The 16737-nt window shown below is 74.3% G+C and carries 15 protein-coding genes; 3 read left to right on the plus strand and 12 right to left on the minus strand.

The window, feature by feature from the left end:
- Nucleotides 1-59 precede the first annotated feature (59 nt).
- The 7 genes from ACFVHB_RS25600 to ACFVHB_RS25630 all read right to left on the minus strand — a co-directional run bounded on the left by ACFVHB_RS25600 (nt 60) and on the right by ACFVHB_RS25630 (nt 6313).
- On the minus strand, nt 60-1268 hold the full coding sequence (locus ACFVHB_RS25600) for a bile acid:sodium symporter family protein (protein ID WP_380326710.1): 1209 nt from the start codon (nt 1266-1268) through the stop codon (nt 60-62).
- Entirely contained in the window at nt 1265-1585 is a 321-nt protein-coding gene (locus ACFVHB_RS25605; protein WP_380326713.1) for a hypothetical protein, read from the minus strand. Before ACFVHB_RS25605 ends, ACFVHB_RS25600 begins: the two co-directional genes overlap by 4 nt.
- Entirely contained in the window at nt 1582-2466 is an 885-nt protein-coding gene (locus tag ACFVHB_RS25610; protein ID WP_380326716.1) for an oxaloacetate decarboxylase, read from the minus strand. Before ACFVHB_RS25610 ends, ACFVHB_RS25605 begins: the two co-directional genes overlap by 4 nt.
- Nucleotides 2467-2689: 223 nt before the next feature.
- Nucleotides 2690-3634: an acyltransferase domain-containing protein gene (locus ACFVHB_RS25615; RefSeq protein WP_380326719.1), complete on the minus strand. Its 945-nt coding sequence runs from the start codon at nt 3632-3634 to the stop codon at nt 2690-2692.
- Between the two features lie 87 nt (nt 3635-3721).
- Entirely contained in the window at nt 3722-4345 is a 624-nt protein-coding gene (locus ACFVHB_RS25620) for a phosphatase PAP2 family protein (RefSeq protein ID WP_380326722.1), read from the minus strand.
- Nucleotides 4346-4596: 251 nt separating this feature from the next.
- Nucleotides 4597-5499 (minus strand): class I SAM-dependent methyltransferase, encoded by a 903-nt coding sequence (locus ACFVHB_RS25625; RefSeq protein WP_380326724.1) that lies wholly within the window; start codon nt 5497-5499, stop codon nt 4597-4599.
- Nucleotides 5500-5773: 274 nt separating this feature from the next.
- Complete coding sequence (locus ACFVHB_RS25630; protein ID WP_380326727.1) at nt 5774-6313, minus strand: PadR family transcriptional regulator; 540 nt, start codon at nt 6311-6313, stop codon at nt 5774-5776.
- 167 nt (nt 6314-6480) lie between these two features.
- On the opposite strand from ACFVHB_RS25630, the gene ACFVHB_RS25635 reads away from it, so the two are divergent.
- Nucleotides 6481-7845 carry an MATE family efflux transporter gene (locus ACFVHB_RS25635; protein WP_380326730.1) on the plus strand — a complete coding sequence of 455 codons (1365 nt, stop codon included), beginning with the start codon at nt 6481-6483 and terminating at the stop codon, nt 7843-7845.
- Nucleotides 7846-7951: 106 nt separating this feature from the next.
- Here ACFVHB_RS25635 and ACFVHB_RS25640 read toward each other — a convergent pair whose 3' ends face one another.
- The 3 genes from ACFVHB_RS25640 to ACFVHB_RS25650 all read right to left on the minus strand — a co-directional run bounded on the left by ACFVHB_RS25640 (nt 7952) and on the right by ACFVHB_RS25650 (nt 10662).
- Nucleotides 7952-9349, minus strand: coding sequence for an MFS transporter (locus ACFVHB_RS25640; RefSeq protein ID WP_380326808.1), 1398 nt, complete (start codon nt 9347-9349; stop codon nt 7952-7954).
- A 2-nt stretch (nt 9350-9351) separates the two neighbouring features.
- Nucleotides 9352-9936, minus strand: coding sequence for a TetR/AcrR family transcriptional regulator (locus ACFVHB_RS25645; RefSeq protein ID WP_380326733.1), 585 nt, complete (start codon nt 9934-9936; stop codon nt 9352-9354).
- 549 nt (nt 9937-10485) lie between these two features.
- Complete coding sequence (locus ACFVHB_RS25650) at nt 10486-10662, minus strand: antitoxin (RefSeq protein WP_380326735.1); 177 nt, start codon at nt 10660-10662, stop codon at nt 10486-10488.
- Between the two features lie 229 nt (nt 10663-10891).
- Here ACFVHB_RS25650 and ACFVHB_RS25655 point away from each other — a divergent pair, with 229 nt between their 5' ends.
- Nucleotides 10892-12397: a M28 family metallopeptidase gene (locus ACFVHB_RS25655; protein WP_380326810.1), complete on the plus strand. Its 1506-nt coding sequence runs from the start codon at nt 10892-10894 to the stop codon at nt 12395-12397.
- A 211-nt stretch (nt 12398-12608) separates the two neighbouring features.
- Nucleotides 12609-14021, plus strand: coding sequence for a dihydrolipoyl dehydrogenase (gene lpdA / locus ACFVHB_RS25660; protein ID WP_380326738.1), 1413 nt, complete (start codon nt 12609-12611; stop codon nt 14019-14021).
- Between the two features lie 236 nt (nt 14022-14257).
- Here lpdA and ACFVHB_RS25665 read toward each other — a convergent pair whose 3' ends face one another.
- Both ACFVHB_RS25665 and ACFVHB_RS25670 read right to left on the minus strand, forming a co-directional pair.
- Nucleotides 14258-15217 carry an FAD-dependent oxidoreductase gene (locus tag ACFVHB_RS25665; RefSeq protein ID WP_380326741.1) on the minus strand — a complete coding sequence of 320 codons (960 nt, stop codon included), beginning with the start codon at nt 15215-15217 and terminating at the stop codon, nt 14258-14260.
- Nucleotides 15218-15537: 320 nt separating this feature from the next.
- Nucleotides 15538-16683, minus strand: coding sequence for a hypothetical protein (locus tag ACFVHB_RS25670; protein WP_380326744.1), 1146 nt, complete (start codon nt 16681-16683; stop codon nt 15538-15540).
- Between the last annotated feature and the right edge of the window lie 54 nt (nt 16684-16737).

Genomic DNA, 16737 nt, shown 5'->3' on the forward strand with positions numbered 1-16737 from the left:
GCGCGACGGCCTCCTGAACTCGGTCGAGGTGGAGCGATCCCCACCGGGCCGGGGGGCCCTCACCCCTCCGAGCGCCCGCCCCGCCGGTCACCGGCGTCCGGGGACACCGCAACCAGCGCCTCGTCGTGCACCGCGTCCGGCCGGTCCCCGGCGGTCGGGGGCTGCTGCCGACCGTCAGGGGCGCGGGACCAACGGCCGGCCAGGAGCGTGCCGGCGATCAGCTGGAGCTGGTGGTAGGCCATCAGCGGCAGCACCAACAAGCCGGCTTCCGGCCCGAACAGCACGGTGGCCATGGGCAGGCCGTTCGCCAGGCTCTTCTGCGAGCCGCAGAGCACGGCCGCGATTCCGGACTCCCGGTCCAGGCCCAGGAACCGGGCGCCGAGCCGGGCGAAGGCGAGTGCGGCGGCGAGCAGGGCGAGCAGGACGGCCAGCAGGCCGAGCAGTGCGGTGGGCGTCGTCCTGCTCCAGACGCCCTGCGCCACCGCCGCGCTGAAGGCGGTGTGGACGACCAGCAGGATCGAGCCGCGGTCCACCGGAGTGAGCAGCCGCTTGTGCCGGGCCAGGAACCCGGCGAGCCGCGGTCGCAGCAGCTGGCCGGCGAGGAACGGCGCCAGCAGCTGCAGGCCGATCCGGGTCAGGCCGTCGGGGGAGAGGGCGGCCCGCGCACCGAGCAGCCAGGCGGCCAGCAGCGGTGTGAGGACCAGACCGGCCAGGCTCGAGTACGTCCCCGCGCAGATCGCGGCCGGCACATTGCCCCGGGCGGCGCCGGTGAGCGCCACCGAGGACTGCACCGTCGACGGGACCAGGCAGAGGAACAGCAGGCCGGTCCGCAGCTGCTCGGTGAGCGGAACGGGCGTCAGTGCGGCGGTGGCGAGCCCGAGCAGGGGGAAGAGGACGAACGTGCACGCGAGCACCAGCCCGTGCAGGCGGACGTGCCGGAGGCCGGCCAGCGTCTCACGGGTGGAGAGCCGGGCGCCGTAGAGGAAGAACAGCAGCCCGACCGCCAGGTCGCAGGCGTGCTCCGCCACCCGGGCCGCTCCACCGGTGGTCGGCAGCAGCGCGGCGAGCAGGACGGTGCCGAGCAGCGCCGCCGTGTACGGATCGAGGCCGCGCAGCCAGCTCCCGAGTCGGGACCGCCCTGCCTCGCACCGTCCGCCCGTGCTGCCACCGTCGGCCCCCGTTGTCGCCGTCGGCGGCGGCGGTGACGGTGACGGTGACGGTGACGGCGGCGGTGACGGAGGGGCCCGGTGCCGAAGCCCGCCGCTCATCCGCCGCTGCCCGTGGCAGGGCTAGCCGGGCGCTGCGGGCTAGCCGGGGCGGGCGGGCCGGTTGGGTCGGCCCTCGGCAGGTTGCCCACCGGTGAGGCGTCGCCACCCTCGTTGTCACCGCCGAACTGCAGATTGGCCGTCCGGTCGATCTCCAGCACCGAGTCGGCCTGGATCAGCGGGGTCAGGTGCGAGGCGTCGAGCACCGGCACCAGACCGCCCGCCGCTGCGGGCAAGACGGCGCCACCGAACACCACCCAGGCCCCGGCGAGCAGTGCGACGACCGCCCGCCGACGGGCCACGCTGCGGGTCGACCTCATGCCCGCACCGCCTCGCGAAGCCGCGGGTGGGCGATGTTCCGCTCGAGCAGCTCGGTGGACTCGCGGACACCGATCTGGCGGCTCTCCCCGGCGGCGGCCGGCAGCCGGCCGTCGGCCACCTTGAGCCCCGCCAGCGCCTCGTCCATCGCCCGGTGCGCCGCGAACAGACAGGGCGTGCTGTAGATCGCGACGTCCACCCCGAGGCCGGCCAGCTCCGACAGCGACAGCCGGGGGGACTTGCCGCCGGCGATCTGGTTGAACAGCAGCGGTTTGTCCCCGACGACCCTGCGGATCCGCCGGATCCACTCCTCGCTGCGCACCCCGTCGACCAGGACGACGTCCGCGTCGGTGGCGGCGAGCGCCTCGGCGCGGCGCAGGATGTCGTCCTCCTCGGTGGCGTCCGTCCGGGCGACGACCACGAGGTCGGTGCGGTTGGCGAGCACCTGCTCCAGCTTCTCCAGGTACTCGCCGAGCGGCAGCACCTGCTTGCCGTCGGCGTGGCCGCAGCGGCGCGGGCGCTTCTGGTCCTCCAGGATGACGCCGGAGGCGCCGATCCGCTCCAGCCTGCGCACCACGTGGCACGCCACCTCGGGATCGACGTAGCCGTCGTCGATGTCGACCAGCAGGTGGTGCTGCGGGAAGGCACCGCGCAGCCGCTCGGCGAAGGCCACCATGTCCGGCCAGGCGATGAAGCCGATGTCGGGCAGGCCGTAGTAGGAGGCGGCGAAGCCGAAGCCCGAGACGAACATCCCGTTGTAGTGCTCGGCCGCGATGGAGGCGGAGTACATGTCGTAGACGCCGATGAGCGGGGTCGTCCCCGGGGCTGCGATCTCCTCGCGGAGCCGCTGCCCGTGGCCCGGTGCCGGGTACCCGTGAAGCACTGCTTACTCCTCCCGTGAAAGGGTGTCACTTTGCCTGGACTTGGCGATTACTAGGGCCAACTGAGGCGTTCTCACTATGCGACCTTTAATGTTCCGTGGGCAAATCTTTAAAGGAAGTTCCCTCGTGCGAGTGACATGCGGACGTATTGATCGGATGGCCATACGAAAGACCGGTGGCGGGGTGCCCGTCACCCCGCCACCGGTCCCGGTCCGAAGGGCCCGCTCAGAGGCGCATCCACCCGCCGACCACGTACCAGTGACCGCCCGCGCGGAGGTGGTCGACCAGGGCGCGTTGCAGGGCGGTGTCGCGCGGCAGGCTCGCCAGCGGGCGGCCGGTGTCACCGAAGACGAAGCCCAGGGGGTTGTCGTCCGCGGGTTCGCCGGGATCGCCGGGTTCGCCGAGCGGGGTGAAGCGCCGCTGGAACCGGACGATGTTGGAGTCCGCCGGGAGGTGGTGCGCGAGTTGAGGGTCCAACAGCCAGGAGCCGATCCGGACGGTCCGGTACGGCTCGGCGGGGAAGTGCCGGGCGAAGAAGGCGCGGGCCAGGGCGAGCGAACGGTCGCAGGCCCCGGGGGAGAGCGGCCCGCAGTAGTCGGGGACGTGCAGGTCGAGGCACCACTCGCCGAACCCGGCGGCCGAGGCCTCGGCGGCGGCCGGCCCGGTGAGCCGCCTGCGCTGGAACTGGAGCCGGCCGAGCTGGTACAGCTCGCCCCGGAAGTGCAGGGTCAGCCAGGAGGGGTTGCGCAGGCCGCCGGTGCGGGCGCGCCGACGGCTCAGGGCGAGATGGCGGCCGAGGTCGGCGAGCGTCGCCCGGGTCACCTCGGGGGGAACGCCGAGGGAGCGGTGGTAGGCGCGGGTGTGCGGCGCGAGCGCCACGAACAGCAGCGCCGAGAGGTGGTCGGCGCCGTCGGAGCCCTTCGGCCAACCGCCCCGCAGCCCGGACGGGCGCCCGACCGTGCCGATCGCCGCCACCTGCGCGTCCAGGGTCTCCTCGAACTCGGCGCGCAGCCCGTGGTCCCGGGCCAGGCGGCGGTGCGCGGCGAGCAGACCGTCGACGTCCTCGAACGGGACGGCGAGTTCGAGCAGCGCGTCGGGCAACTGCTCGCCGTCCGGTGGTGCCGACGCGTCCGGTGCCGGTGACGCGTCCCGTCGTGCCGACGACTCCACCGCCCCACCTCCGCGCCCGGATCGCCCCCGACGCGGTGACCCTACCCGGGCCCGCCGCACGGCGGAACGGCCCGGCCGGCGCGCGGCTCAGCGCAGCAGGGTGAACACCAGCGCGCAGACGCCGCCGAGCGCCGTCCCGGCGAGCAGCTGCGCCGGCGTGTGGGCCTTCAGCACCAGCCGCGACCAGCCCACCCCCACCGGCAACGCCGCCGCCAGCGGGAGGACCGCCGGACCGAAGACCAGCAGCAGGATCATCGCGGTCCCGCCCGCCACCGCGTTGTGCAGCGAGATCTGCCACCACACCGTCACGGCGAGCGCCGAGAGCAGACCGGCGAGCATCGCCACCACCAGCGCGCCGACCTCCGCCGGGGCGTGCAGCACGCGCAACAGCGCCAGCCCCGCCACCACCGACAGCAGGCTCGCGGCCATCGGCACCACGCGCTGGCGGCGGATCCGGATGTGCTTGTCGGTGAGCGCGCCGCGCCGCACGCCGAGTGCGATCAGGCCGATCGGCACCACCCCGCAGAACAGTGCCGCCAGCAGGCCCCAGCCCGCCCCCGACCAGCCCGCGGTGCTGTGCGCGCCGACCACCAGGAGCAGGCCGATGACCAGGTTGGCCGGCGCCAGCACCTCGGTGACGACCCGCGCGCCCCGTTCGCGCGGCGAGGCGGTGGCGTAGTCCGGTGGCTCGGGCGGGACGAACGCGCTCATCCGCGCAGCCCCGAGCGGGTCGACGGGGCCGGAACGGCCGGGGCGAGCGGGGCGAGCGGGGCGGCCGGAGGCACGGTCGTACGGTTCACCGCGACAGCCTACCGAGCCACCCGCGCCCGCCTCCCGGGCGGTCGACCAAGCCGGTGGCGACCCGCCGGCGACCCGCCGGCGAGGCGGGCCGACCGGGGCCGTCGACCAGGTACCACCACGCGGCCGCGCATGGCCGCGCATGGCCGCGCCCGGCAGGGCTCTCAGCCCGTCGCCCGCACCTGCTGCCCGGCACGGCGCCCGCGCAGCTCCCGCAGCACCCGCCGGGCCGCGCGGGTGGCGACCGGCGGCAGCAGGTCCAGCGCGAGCCGCCGCGGGGCCGAGCGGCGCTGCGCCGCCGGGGCGGGCTTCGCCTTGTTCAGCCGCACCACCCGCGCACCCGCGATGGTGTCCTCGTCCACCGTGAAGCCCTCGGCCCGCCAGTCCCGGGAGAGCAGCACCCGCTGGGCCGCCTCGGCGTCCCCCCACGTCCCGTAGAACTTCATCGGGGTGAGCAGGACCGGCCGCAGCCCGCCGGTGAAGACCGCCTGCCAGACCGCCGCAGAGACCCCCGGGGTGTGCTCCGAGCGGTAGTCGTCGAGGGCGACCAGCCCGTCCTCGGCGAGCGCCGCCCGGGCCACCTCGATGTCCCCGGCCACGTGTTCGTACAGGTGGGAGGCGTCGATGTGGACGAAGCGGCAGCTGCCGGCGGGGATCCGCCCGTCGGCCAGCACCGAGGTGGGCGCCTGCACGATGACCGGCAACTCGTCGTGGAAGGTCAGGTAGTTGGCCTCGAACGCGGTCCGGGTGAGCGTCTTGCGGTAGGACATCGCCATCTCGGCGGCGTTGTCGGCGTCGCCGGCCTCGGAGTCGAACAGGTCGCAGACGGTGAGCTGTTCGCCCGGCCGGAGGTGGTCGCCGAGGAGGACGGCGCTGCGGCCGAGGTAGGTGCCCAGTTCGAGGATGTCGCCGGTGCGGCCGCCCGCGCTCTGGGCGGTGAGGAAGTGCCCGAAGGCCTCCTGGTCGACCTTGAAGAACCAGCCGGGGATGCCGTCGCGGGTCAGGCGCGCGGGGCGGGCGGTTTCGGTGTCGGCAACGGGCACGGCGGCCTCCAGGGGTGCGGGCATGGCCCGGCGCGTACGGTCCACCCCGCGGCGGTGCGCCGTGGTGTGAGGCGGATCATCATAGCCACGGCGCGGCCCGATTGGACCAGGTCCGGAGGGAGGTGATTCGACCGCGTGTGCGGACCGCGCACACCGGTCCGCGCACACCGGCTCGGAGCGCGCGGCCGGCTCCGGGCGCCCCACCCGCGCAGGGCGCGCCGTCGGCCCAGGACGCGCGGCAGGCCCAGGACGCGACGCCGACTCAGGACGTGCGGCCCGCGCAGGACGCGGCGCCGGCTCAGGACGCGCCGCCGGACTCCAACTCGGCGATGGTCTCGGTCAGCCAGGCCCGTTCGGCCGCCGTGGAGGCGCGCGCGACGAGCAGCATGCCGCGCCGGAACGGGCTCGGCTCCTGCTCGGCGGTGACCGGCCGGCCCTCGGCGTCGTAGAAGAAGCTGCTCGGGGCGTCCAGGAACGCCAGTCGGCGCCGCAGGACGGCGGCCTGCTCGGCCGGATCGGAGAGGCGGTCGAGGAAGGTCACGACGGTGAAGAAGCGGATCTGGTCGGAGATCTCCACCTCGGCCGGGTCGGCCAGCCGGCGGGCCAGCTCCGCACGGCCCTCGGCGGTCAGTTCCAGCACCTGCCGCGGCACGGCGCCGCTGCCCGGCTCGGTGCGCCGGACCAGCAGCCCGGCCTTCTCCAGGCGGGTGATCGCAGGGTAGAGCGCACCGTCGCTCACTGGTCGGACGTGGCCGGTCAGGCCGGTGATCCGGGCCTTCAACTCGTAGCCGTGCAGCGGTTCGTCGTGCAGGAAGCCGAGGATCGCGAGGGTCAGCACAGTCGAAGCCTTTCCGTCGGCGCGCGCTCCATTGCCGCGCCATGGTACCTCTTGCAGAGGTGCCTCGATTAGATGTATCTCTATTCGAGGCAAGCGGGTGGCCGAGACCTTCGGGGCCCGAGGTGGACGGGCGCACCGCGCCGGTCCGGAGTGGAGGGGGACACGACATGCCAGGACACCGGGCGAAGCTGATCGCACTGGCCGGACCGGTCTACGGGGAGCTGCTCTCCGGGGTGATCGCCTCGGTCATCGGCACCTTCTGGGTGGCCGGGCTCGGCGGAGCGGCCGTCGCCGCCGTCACCCTCGCGGGCACCGTGGAGAACCTGCTGCTCGGCCTCGTCCTGGTGGTCTCCTCCGGCACCACCGTCCGGCTCTCGCACGCCCTCGGCGCCGACGACCGGGCGGCGGCCGGCCGCACCGCGCGGGCCGCCTGGCGGCTCTGCCTCGTCGGCAGCCTCGCCCTCGCCGTCCCCGGCCTCCTGCTCCGCGAACAGGTCGCCGGCGCCTTCCTCGACGGCGAGGCCGCCCGGCTCGCCGCCGGCTACTTCGCGGTGGCCTTCCCCGCGTTCGGACTCTTCTTCGCCCAGCGCGTCGCCGACGAACTCTTCAAGGGCACCGGCGACACCCGCACGCCCATGCGGATCGCCCTGCTCTCCAACGCCCTGCTGCTCGTCCTCGACCCGCTGCTCATCCTGGGCCCCGGCCCCTTCCCCGCCCTCGGCGTGACCGGTGCCGCCCTCGCCCTGACCCTCTCGCGCGCCGTCGCCCTCGCCGTGACGCTGCTGCTCCGCCGCCGCCACCGGCTGCCCGCCCCGGCCGGCGGCCTCGGCGCGAGCGCCCGCCGGATCCTCGCCGCCGGAGCCCCGTTCGGGCTCGACTTCACCGCCCGGATGGGCGTCGGCACCGCGCAACTCGGCCTGGTCGCCGCCTTCGGCGTCCCGGCGGTCGCGGGCTACGGCGTCGGCTACCGCGTCCTGCTGATCGTCACCATGGCCTTCTACGCCGTCCGGCAGGCCGCCGCCATCGAGGCCGCCCGCCTCGGCGGCGCGGGCGACACCGCGTCGCTGCGCACCCTCGGACGGGACGCCGCCCGGCTGGCCGGCGCGCTCGGTGCGGGCGCCGCGGTCCTCTGCGCCGCGCTGGCGCAGCCGGTCACGGCTCTGTTCACCGCGGACCAGGCGGTCGCCGCCCACTCGGTCGGGTTCCTGCGGATGGCCGGCCTCTACCTGCTCCCGTACGCGCTGGTCGTCGCCCTCGGCGGCGTCCACCAGGCCACCGGCGCCGGCCGCCCGCTGGTGGCGGCCGTCCTGCTCGGTCTCACCGCCCAACTCGCCGCCGGTGCCGCGCTGTCCGGCCCGCTCGGGGTGAACGGCCTGTGGGCCGGCATGACGGTGGGGGCGGTCGTGCAGCTCGGGCTGATGCGGCTGCTGATCGGCCGGCGGTCGGTGGCCGATCAGGCCGCGGAGGACTCGCAGGACGCGGAGGACGGAGAGGCCGCCGAGGAGCGGCGCGTCCTCACGCGGGTGGCGTGACGGCCGCCCGGCAGCTTGCCCGCAGGACGTCCGCCACCGCTACCGCTCCGCCACCGCTACCGCTCCGCCACCGCTCCGCCACCGCTCCGCCACCGCTCCGCCACCGCTACCGCTCCCCCGGCGCTGCCTCCGCCAACGCCTCCGCCGCCGCCTCCGTGGTGACCGTCGACGGCCGGCCCGGGAGCCGTCCGGCCAGCAGCAGACCGGCCCCCGCCGTCGCCGCGAACACCAGCACGGCCGGGCCCATCGCGTCCGCCAGGGGCCGCCCGGCCGTCAGCGTGGTGGCGGCGGCGACGCCCACCGTCGGCCCGACGTTCATCGCGGTCTGCTGCAGCCCTCCCGCCACCCCGGCGTCGGCGACCGAGGCGTCGCGGACGATGACGGCGGTCGCGGTGACCATCACCGTCCCGAACCCGGCGCCCAGCAGCAGGAACGTCCCCCCGATCGCGAGCGCCCCCGAGGACTGGTCGAACCGGGACGCCAGCAGCGCGCCCGCCGCGATCAGCGCCATGCCCGACGTCACCGTGCGGCGGGCGCCGTGACGGCGCAGCAGGACGGCGGAGGCCGGAGCGGCCAGCACCATCGTCACGGCGAGCGGTAGCGCCCGGAGCCCGCTCCCGAGCGGGTCCAGGGCCAGCACGTCCTGCAGGAAGTACGTGCCGAGGAACAGCGTGCCGAAGATCGCCGCGGACGCCGTCAGCAGCACGCCGAGCGCGGACGCCACGGTGGCCGAACCGAGCACGCGCGGCGGCAGCAACGGGCGGGCGGTGCGCCGCTCGTGCCGGACGAAGGCGGTGCCGAACAGCCCGGCGGCGAGCAGCCCGACCGCCGTCACCGCCGTCGGGCCGTGCTCCGGGAGGCCGACCAGGGTGTGCACCAGGCACACCAGGGCCGCCGCGAGCAGCCCCGCACCGGGCAGGTCGAGGCCGGCGGCGCGGTCACCGGGCGGCTGCGGCAGGCGGACGACCAGCGCGAGCAGGCCGGCCACGGCGGCGGGCACGACGGTCAGGAGGAAGACGGCCCGCCAGCCGAGGTGAGTGGTCAGCGCGCCGCCGACCACCGGCCCGGCCGCGGCGGCCAGCCCGATCGCGCTGGTGCGCAGCGCGATCGGCATGGCCAACTCGTCGGCCGGGTACGCGGCGCGCAGCATGCCCAGGGTGGCGGGTTGCAGCAGCGCGCCCGCCACGCCCTGGAGGGCGCGCAGGGCGACGACCCAGCCGATGCCGGGTGCTGCGGCGATCCCGGCCGAGGTCGCGGCGAACCCCAACACGCCGATGGCGAAGACCCGTTGGTGACCGTAGCGGTCACCGAGCCGCCCGGCGAAGACGAGCAGGCTCGCCACCGCGATCAGGTAGGCGGTGCTGGTCCACTGCACCGCCGCGAAGGAGGCGTGCAGGTCGCGCTGCATCCGGGGCTGGGCGACGGTGAGGACGGTCCCGTCCAGGGCGACGATGCCGGCTCCCGTGATGCTCCCGGCGAGCGTCAGCCGCCGGCGGACGGTCACGTTCACCGGGCCTCCGACCCGAGGTGGGCGGTCAGGGCGACGTCCAGCAGCGGGCCGATGTCGTCGGTGCCGGTGGCGAGCCGGAGGCTTCCCCAGGACCGGAGTTGGGCGAGGCCGTGCAGGTTGGCCCAGAGGGCGGCGGCGACGGCCGCCGGCGCGGCGCCGGAGGGCGGCCGCACCTCGGCGACCAGCCGGGTGAAGGTCTCGAACAGCGGCAGCGTGGTCTGCCGCAGGCCGGTTCCGCTGCCTTCGAGGATGTCGTGACGGAACATCAGGTCGAACATGCCGGGGTTGGCGGCCGCGTAGTCGAGGTAGCCGCGGCACTGCGCGGCGAGCCGGGTGCGCGGGCTGCCGGCGGCCGTGCCGTCGGCGGTGGCCAGCGCGGCTGCCAGCTCCTCGAAGCCGTGCCGGGCGATGGCCGCCAGCAGCTCGGCGTGGGTGGCGAAGTAGCGGCGGGGTGCGCCGTGCGAGACGCCGGCCTGGCGGGCGATCTCGCGCAGGGTGAGCGCGTGGACGCCCTCCCCGGTCACCAGCTCGACGCCGGCCGTCACCAGACGGGCGCGCAGGCCCGGCTTCTGATCGTTCATGGACACTGTCTACCAGGCCCCCGTAGACAATGTCTACTCGCTGTCGTGCGGCACCCCGCGCCACAATCGAAGGCACGGCCGAGGGCCACGAAGGCGCGGGTGACCGCACGGCGGGAGCGGAGAAGCGGAGAAGCGGAGGGCGGCGTGAGCGACGGCGGCGAGCCGGCCTGCTGGCTGGACCGGGTGTGCGAGGAGTGCGGCCGGCTGCGCGAGCGGCCCGGCCCGGGAGCCTGTGAGCGCTGCGGGGCGCGGGCGGCCGGCGAAAGCGGCGCGGACGGCACGGGCGGCGCGGACGGCGCAGGTGGCACGGACGGCACGGACGGCACGGACAGCACGGGCGTCGACGGTGCCACGGACGGCGACCGTGCCACGGGCGCTACGGATGGCACGGGCGGCACGGGGAGCACGGCCGACGAGGGGCCCTGACCCGCGCGCACCCCGGTCCGGCACGTGCGACGGCACCTGCCGGACCGGGGTGCCGGCCCGAACCGGGGCGACGGAGCCGGCCACGGGGTGGCCGGGCCGCGCCGGCGGGGCTACTGAGCGGCGCTACTGGGGCGGCTGGTCGCGGAACTGCTCCTTGGCCTTCTCCTGCGCGGTGTCGACATGATCGCCGTACCTGCCCTGGGTCCGTTCGTCGACGGCGTCGCCCGCCTTGTCGACGGCCTTCTCGGCCTGGTCCTCATGGCCCCTCAGCATCTGCTTGAGCTTATCCATCATGGACATTCGGTCACACTCCCGGATGAGACGGCCCCACCCCTCCAGGATCACCGCGGTGCCCGGTGTCCGCATCCGGTCAGCTCGCGCGGCGGGGTTGGCAACGTGGCGCCGAGCATGTCAAATCAAGGTTCCCACGAACCGTCGGAAGGATCTCGCCTTGAACGCTCGGACCCGTCGACCGGCCGCCTCACCCCTCCCGTCCGCCGCCGCCGTGCGCCGGGGGGCGGGCGCCGCGCTGGCGGTCGCCGGCCTGGTGACCCCGCTGCTGCTGGTCGGCGCCGGGAGCGCGGCGGCCGATCCGGACCCGGCCCGCAAGGGGGAGAAGCTCGCCGCGAAGCTGGTCGAGGAGAGCAGTGCGGACGACGCCTACGACACCCTGGAGGTCCTGCAGCGGATCGCCGACCGCAACGGCGGCACCCGGGTGGCGGGCTCGCGCGGCCACGAGGAATCGGCCGCCTACGTCTACGAGCAGGCCCGCCGGGCCGGGCTGAAGGTGTCGAAGCAGGAATTCGAGTACACGTTCTTCGAGGCCCTCTCGGAGCGGCTGGCCGTGGTGTCGCCGCAGGCCGAGCAGGTGCCGGTGATCGCCATGACCTACTCCGCGAGCGGCCCGGCGGCGGGCCTGAACGCCGAACTGGCGGTCGTCCCCGTGGACGCCACCACCGGGTGCGAGGCCACCGACTACGCGGCCGGCGCGTTCACCGGCAAGGTCGCCCTGATCAAGCGCGGCGGCTGCAGCTTCGCCGTCAAGCAGGCGGCCGCGGCGGACGCCGGCGCGGTCGGCGCGATCGTCTACAACAACACCGACGGCGACCTCAACGGAACCCTCGGGGAGCCGGGCTCGGGCCGCATCCCGACCGGCGGCATCGGCAAGGCCGCCGGTGAGGCCCTGGCGGCCGGGGCCGCCGCCGGCCCGGTCACCGTCAACCTCGACCTCCGCACCTTCATGGAGAAGCGCAAGACCTGGAACGTCATCGCCGAGACCCGCGGCGGCGACGAGAACAACACCGTGATGATCGGCGCCCACCTGGACTCCGTGGCCGCCGGACCGGGCATCAACGACAACGGCTCCGGCTCGGCGGGCATCCTCGAGGTCGCCCGGAACGTCGCCAAGCGGCCCGTCAAGAACAAGCTCAGGTTCGCCTGGTGGTCCGCCGAGGAGTTCGGCCTCAAGGGCTCCGAGGCCTACGTGAAGGCGCTCCCCGAGGCCGAGCAGAAGAAGATCAAGCTCTACCTGAACTTCGACATGATCGCCTCGCCCAACTCCGCCCAGTTCGTCTACGACGGCGACGACTCCGACCACGTCGGCTCCGGCCCCGGCCCGGACGGCTCGGCGCAGCTGGAACGGCACATCACCGACTTCCTCGACGGGATGGGAGTCCCGCACGAGGGCACCGACTTCACCGGCCGCTCCGACTACGGCCCGTTCATCGACGCCGGCATCCCGGCCGGCGGCACCGACACCGGCGCCGAGGTCATCAAGTCCGCCGCCCAGGCCACCCGCTACGGCGGCACCGCCGGGGTCGCCTTCGACAAGTGCTACCACAAGGCCTGCGACACCGTGGACAACCTGGACATGGCGGCCTTCGACGTCAACATCGACGTCATCGCCGACTCCGTGGGCACCTACGCCTGGGACCTCTCCGGCCTGCACGCCCCGGTGCCGCCCCAGCACACCGACGGCCAGGCCGGCAGCGGCGGCGGTCTCGGGGGCGGCCACGCCCACGAGGTCGCGGCCTGATCCCTCCCGGCTCCGCCGGCTCTCCCAGCCCTCCCCGTCGCCACGGAACGTGACGCCTTCCGGGACGAAACGGGCCGGCGGGCCCCCAGCGGGCCCGCCGGCAACCCGGTCGGAGGTGCGACCTCCGGGGTCCGGTGGGTGCACAGCGCGGGCGCCTGACACCATGGCACCGAGATCACGTCACCGTGACACCCTCGGAGGAGTCAGCACCATGAGCAGCACCCACTACGACGTCGTCGTCCTCGGAGCCGGCCCCGGCGGCTACACCGCCGCCGTCCGCGCCGCCCAGCTGGGCCTGCGCACCGCCGTCATCGAGGCCAAGTACTGGGGCGGCGTCTGCCTGAACGTCGGCTGCATCCCCTCCAAGGCGCTGCTGCGCAACGCCGAGCTGGCGCACATCTTCACCAAGGAGGCCAAGACCTTCGGCATCAAGGTCGAGGGCCAGGTCACCTTCGACTTCGGCGAGGCGTTCCGCCGCAGCCGCTCGGTCGCCGACGGCCGGGTCAAGGGCGTCCACTACCTGATGAAGAAGAACGGCATCACCGAGTACGACGGCCGCGGCACCTTCGTCGACGACCGCACCCTGCAGGTCGCGCTCACCGCCGGCGGCTTCGAGATGGTCACCTTCGACCACTGCGTCATCGCCGCCGGCGCCACCACCCGTCTGCTCCCCGGCACCAGCCTCAGCGACCGCGTGGTCACCTACGAGGAGCAGATCCTCACCGAGGAGCTGCCCGGCAGCATCATCATCGCGGGCGCCGGCGCGATCGGCGTCGAGTTCGCGTACGTGCTGCACAACTACGGCGTCAAGGTCACCATCGTCGAGTTCCTCGACCGGATGGTCCCGCTGGAGGACGCCGACGTCTCCGCCGAGCTGGCCAAGCAGTACCGCAAGCTCGGCATCGAGGTGCTCACCTCGACCCGCGTCGACTCGATCGACGACAAGGACCCGGCCGCCCCCGTCCGCGTCACCGTGACCACCACGGACGGCCAGCAGAAGGTCCTCGAGGCCGACAAGGTCCTCCAGGCCATCGGCTTCGTGCCGCGCGTCCACGGCTACGGCCTGGAGAACACCGGCGTGAAGCTCACCGAGCGCGGCGCCATCGCCGTCGACGGCCGCGGCCGCACCAACGTCGAGCACATCTTCGCCATCGGCGACGTCACCGCCAAGCTGATGCTCGCCCACGCGGCCGAGTCGATGGGCGTCATCGCCGCCGAGACCATCGGCGGGGCCGAGACCATGGAGCTCGACTTCGCGATGATCCCGCGCGCCACCTACTGCCAGCCGCAGATCGCCAGCTTCGGCTACACCGAGGCGCAGGCCCGCGAGCTGGGTTACGACGTCAAGGTCGCCAAGTTCCCCTTCACCGCCAACGGCAAGGCGCACGGGCTCGGCCACCCGATCGGCTTCGTCAAGGTCATCAGCGACGACAAGTACGGCGAGCTGCTCGGCGCCCACCTGATCGGCCCCGAGGTCACCGAGCTGCTCCCCGAGCTGACCCTCGCCCAGCAGTGGGACCTCACCGTCCACGAGGTCGCCCGCAACGTCCATGCCCACCCCACCCTGGGCGAGGCCGTCAAGGAGGCCATCCACGGCCTGGCCGGCCACATGATCAACATGTGATCACGGCTCCCGGACCGGACCCGGCCGGCGAGGGCCCCGCGCCCTCGCCGGCCGGAACCGGCTCGCCGGCCCCGGAGTCGGGTGGGTAGCGGCACCGACCGTGGCTCCGACGCCGCGCACCGAGCGCCTGCTCCTGGCCCCCTACGTCTACGTCTCCGCGGACGAAACGGACTTCGCGGCCGGTTCCAGCGTCCGCCGACCGGTACGCGGCCCCGGCCCGGCACGCCCCGGAACGGTCACCGCCCGCTGGAGGCGCGCTCCGACACCAGGCGCACGACATCGTCGGCGCAGCCGTACGACAGGGTCACGCCGGCCCCTCCGTGGCCGTAGCAGTGGACGACGACGCCACGGCCGGCGTGCTCCTCGGCCTCCAGCCGCACGGTCGGCCGGGCCGGGCGCAGCCCGACGCGGTGGCCGAGGATCCGGGCGCCGGCGACCTGCGGCACGAGGGCCGAACAGCGCCGCAGGATGGCCGACGCGGTGGCCGGCCGGACGGCGCGGTCCTCATCGCTCTCCTCGGCGGTCCCGCCGAGGACGATCGTGTCGGTCCGGGGAACGACGTAGGTCAGCTGCCGCGGGTCGCTCTGGTCGAGCGTCCACCCGTCGAGTCCGGTCTGTTCCACGATGACCACCTGGCCGCGGACCGGCGTCAGGGTGAGGTCGTGGACGAGTTCGCGGGCACCCAGTCCGGTGCAGTTGACGACGGCGTCGACGTCGGCGGCCGCGTCCGCCAGGTGCTGGACCCTCCCCCAGGTGATGTCGACGCCCAGGGCGTGCACGCGATCGAACAGCCAGGCGAGGTGCACCCGCATGTCCACGACGGGGGCGGGGAACTCCAGGCCGTCCGCGTGGCCCGGGGGGAGCCCGGCGGGCGGGACCCGCTTCAGCGCCGGCACCGCGCCCGCCCACCACGGGTCCCCGGTGGGCAGGCGGAACAGCTCACGTCCGGTCCGGAGCTTCACCCCGGTGCCCGGCCGGTCCACCATGCCGGTCAGCACGTCGTACGTGCGAGCGGCCCAGCGGGTGACGGCCTGCTCGGGTAACGCCCGGTAGGGGTACCACAGCGCCGCCGCCACGGCCGACGTGGTGTTCTCGGGCCGATCGGCGGCAACCAGCGAAACCTCGTGCCCGGCCTCTCGCAGGCGAAGCGCGCAGGCGAGCCCGACGATGCCCGCGCCGACAACTCTGACCTTCATGCGGCCATTGTCGGCCGCCTCCGGGCCCTGGCGCCGGCCATCGCCCACGAGACCGGGAAGACGTGCGGCGGCCGGGGCGACAGCGGGGTCGGCCGCTCCAAGCCACGACGACACCCGGCGGCCTCGCCGACGCCGAAGGTGGCGCGGCCGCACGCGGTGGGCCCGACACCTGGGAACGGTACGCGCCGGAAGCGGGAAGCCGATGACGGTCGGGAGCAGGACCTCGAACTCGCCCCAGCATGCCGGGCGGTGACGGTGCGGAGCTCGCCGACGGCGGGCCGGTGGCCGCGGGGAGCGCTCCCGCGGCCACCGGGTCGGGCTCAGGCCTTGTAGTACAGGTCGAACTGGCGCGTTCCGGTCGGCGAGTTGTTGGTGATGCCGAAGCAGAGGCGCAGCCCCTGGGAGCCGGTGTACACGGCCATGCCCTCGGGCTCACGGGGGTTGGCGCCCGCGTCCGCCTCCGAGTGGGTGCGCCTGATGTAGCCGGTGACCGGGTCGTTCAGGACGCCGTTGAGGTCGAACGACGTGGTGTGGATGGTCCACTTGTCCTCGGCGGAGAGCGGCTGCGAGGTGTCGGTGTTCTTCCGGGCCTCGCCGTCCAGCAGGTAGACGTACCGGCCGTGCGAGGCGAAACCCTGGAACACCGCCTCCTCGGCCGTGGGATCGCCGTTGGCGTCGGCCTTGGGCAGGAACGGCTGCTGGATGCGCGCGAGCGGGGCCGGCAGGGCGGTGCCGCCGACCGCGGCCGTCCGCGCCGCGGCCAGGGCGTAGGCGGCGAACCAGTGGGCGCCGTTGAGCACGTAGCGCAGCAGGAGGATGCCGTTGGCCGCGTCGACGTAGGGCGTCATCGAGGTCGCGGCCGGGTCCGGGGACGCCACCCGCTGGACGGCGGGGTGGCTGGTCCACAGCAGGGTCCGGTCCGCGAACGGGAAGCGCACGATCTCCTGGCCGTAGCCGCTCCTGGCCGCGTTGGCCTCCGTCCAGACGTAGGCAGGGGTGCTGCCGCTCGCCGGTTCGATGCCGAGGGAGACGCCGTGCCCGAAGCCGAGCAGGTACATGGAGCCGAGGACGTTGCCGTTCAGGTCGTGCTTGGTGAGGCACATGTCGCCGGAGGCGGCGTGGTCGTCGCCGGTGACGGCCGCGGTGACGGCGACCTGGCTGCCCGACTTGAGGTAGGCGACCTGGCTCGCCCCGGCTATCTGGAGGGTGTAGAGGTGACCGTTGACCGAGTCGAAGGCGATGCCCTGCAGCGTGGTCGAGGTGTCCTGGTTGACGATGCCGCCGCTGCCCCACCGGGTCGACCCGTTCTCCACCTTGATCAGCGGAGCCCCGTCGGGCACGTTCGCCGGGTTCACGGCGGTGTCCGCCTGCGCGGTTCCGTTCAGGGCCACGGGCGCCGCCGTGGCGGCGGCGACGCCTGCCCCGGCGAGCATCAGACGACGTCGGGAGAGCTTCGGTGACGGCATGTCACTCCTTGTTCGATCGGCTGGTCCTGTGCGAGTCGATCACTCTAGACGAGG

The sequence above is a fragment of the Kitasatospora sp. NPDC127111 genome (genome assembly GCF_042677465.1).
GTDB lineage: Bacteria > Actinomycetota > Actinomycetes > Streptomycetales > Streptomycetaceae > Kitasatospora.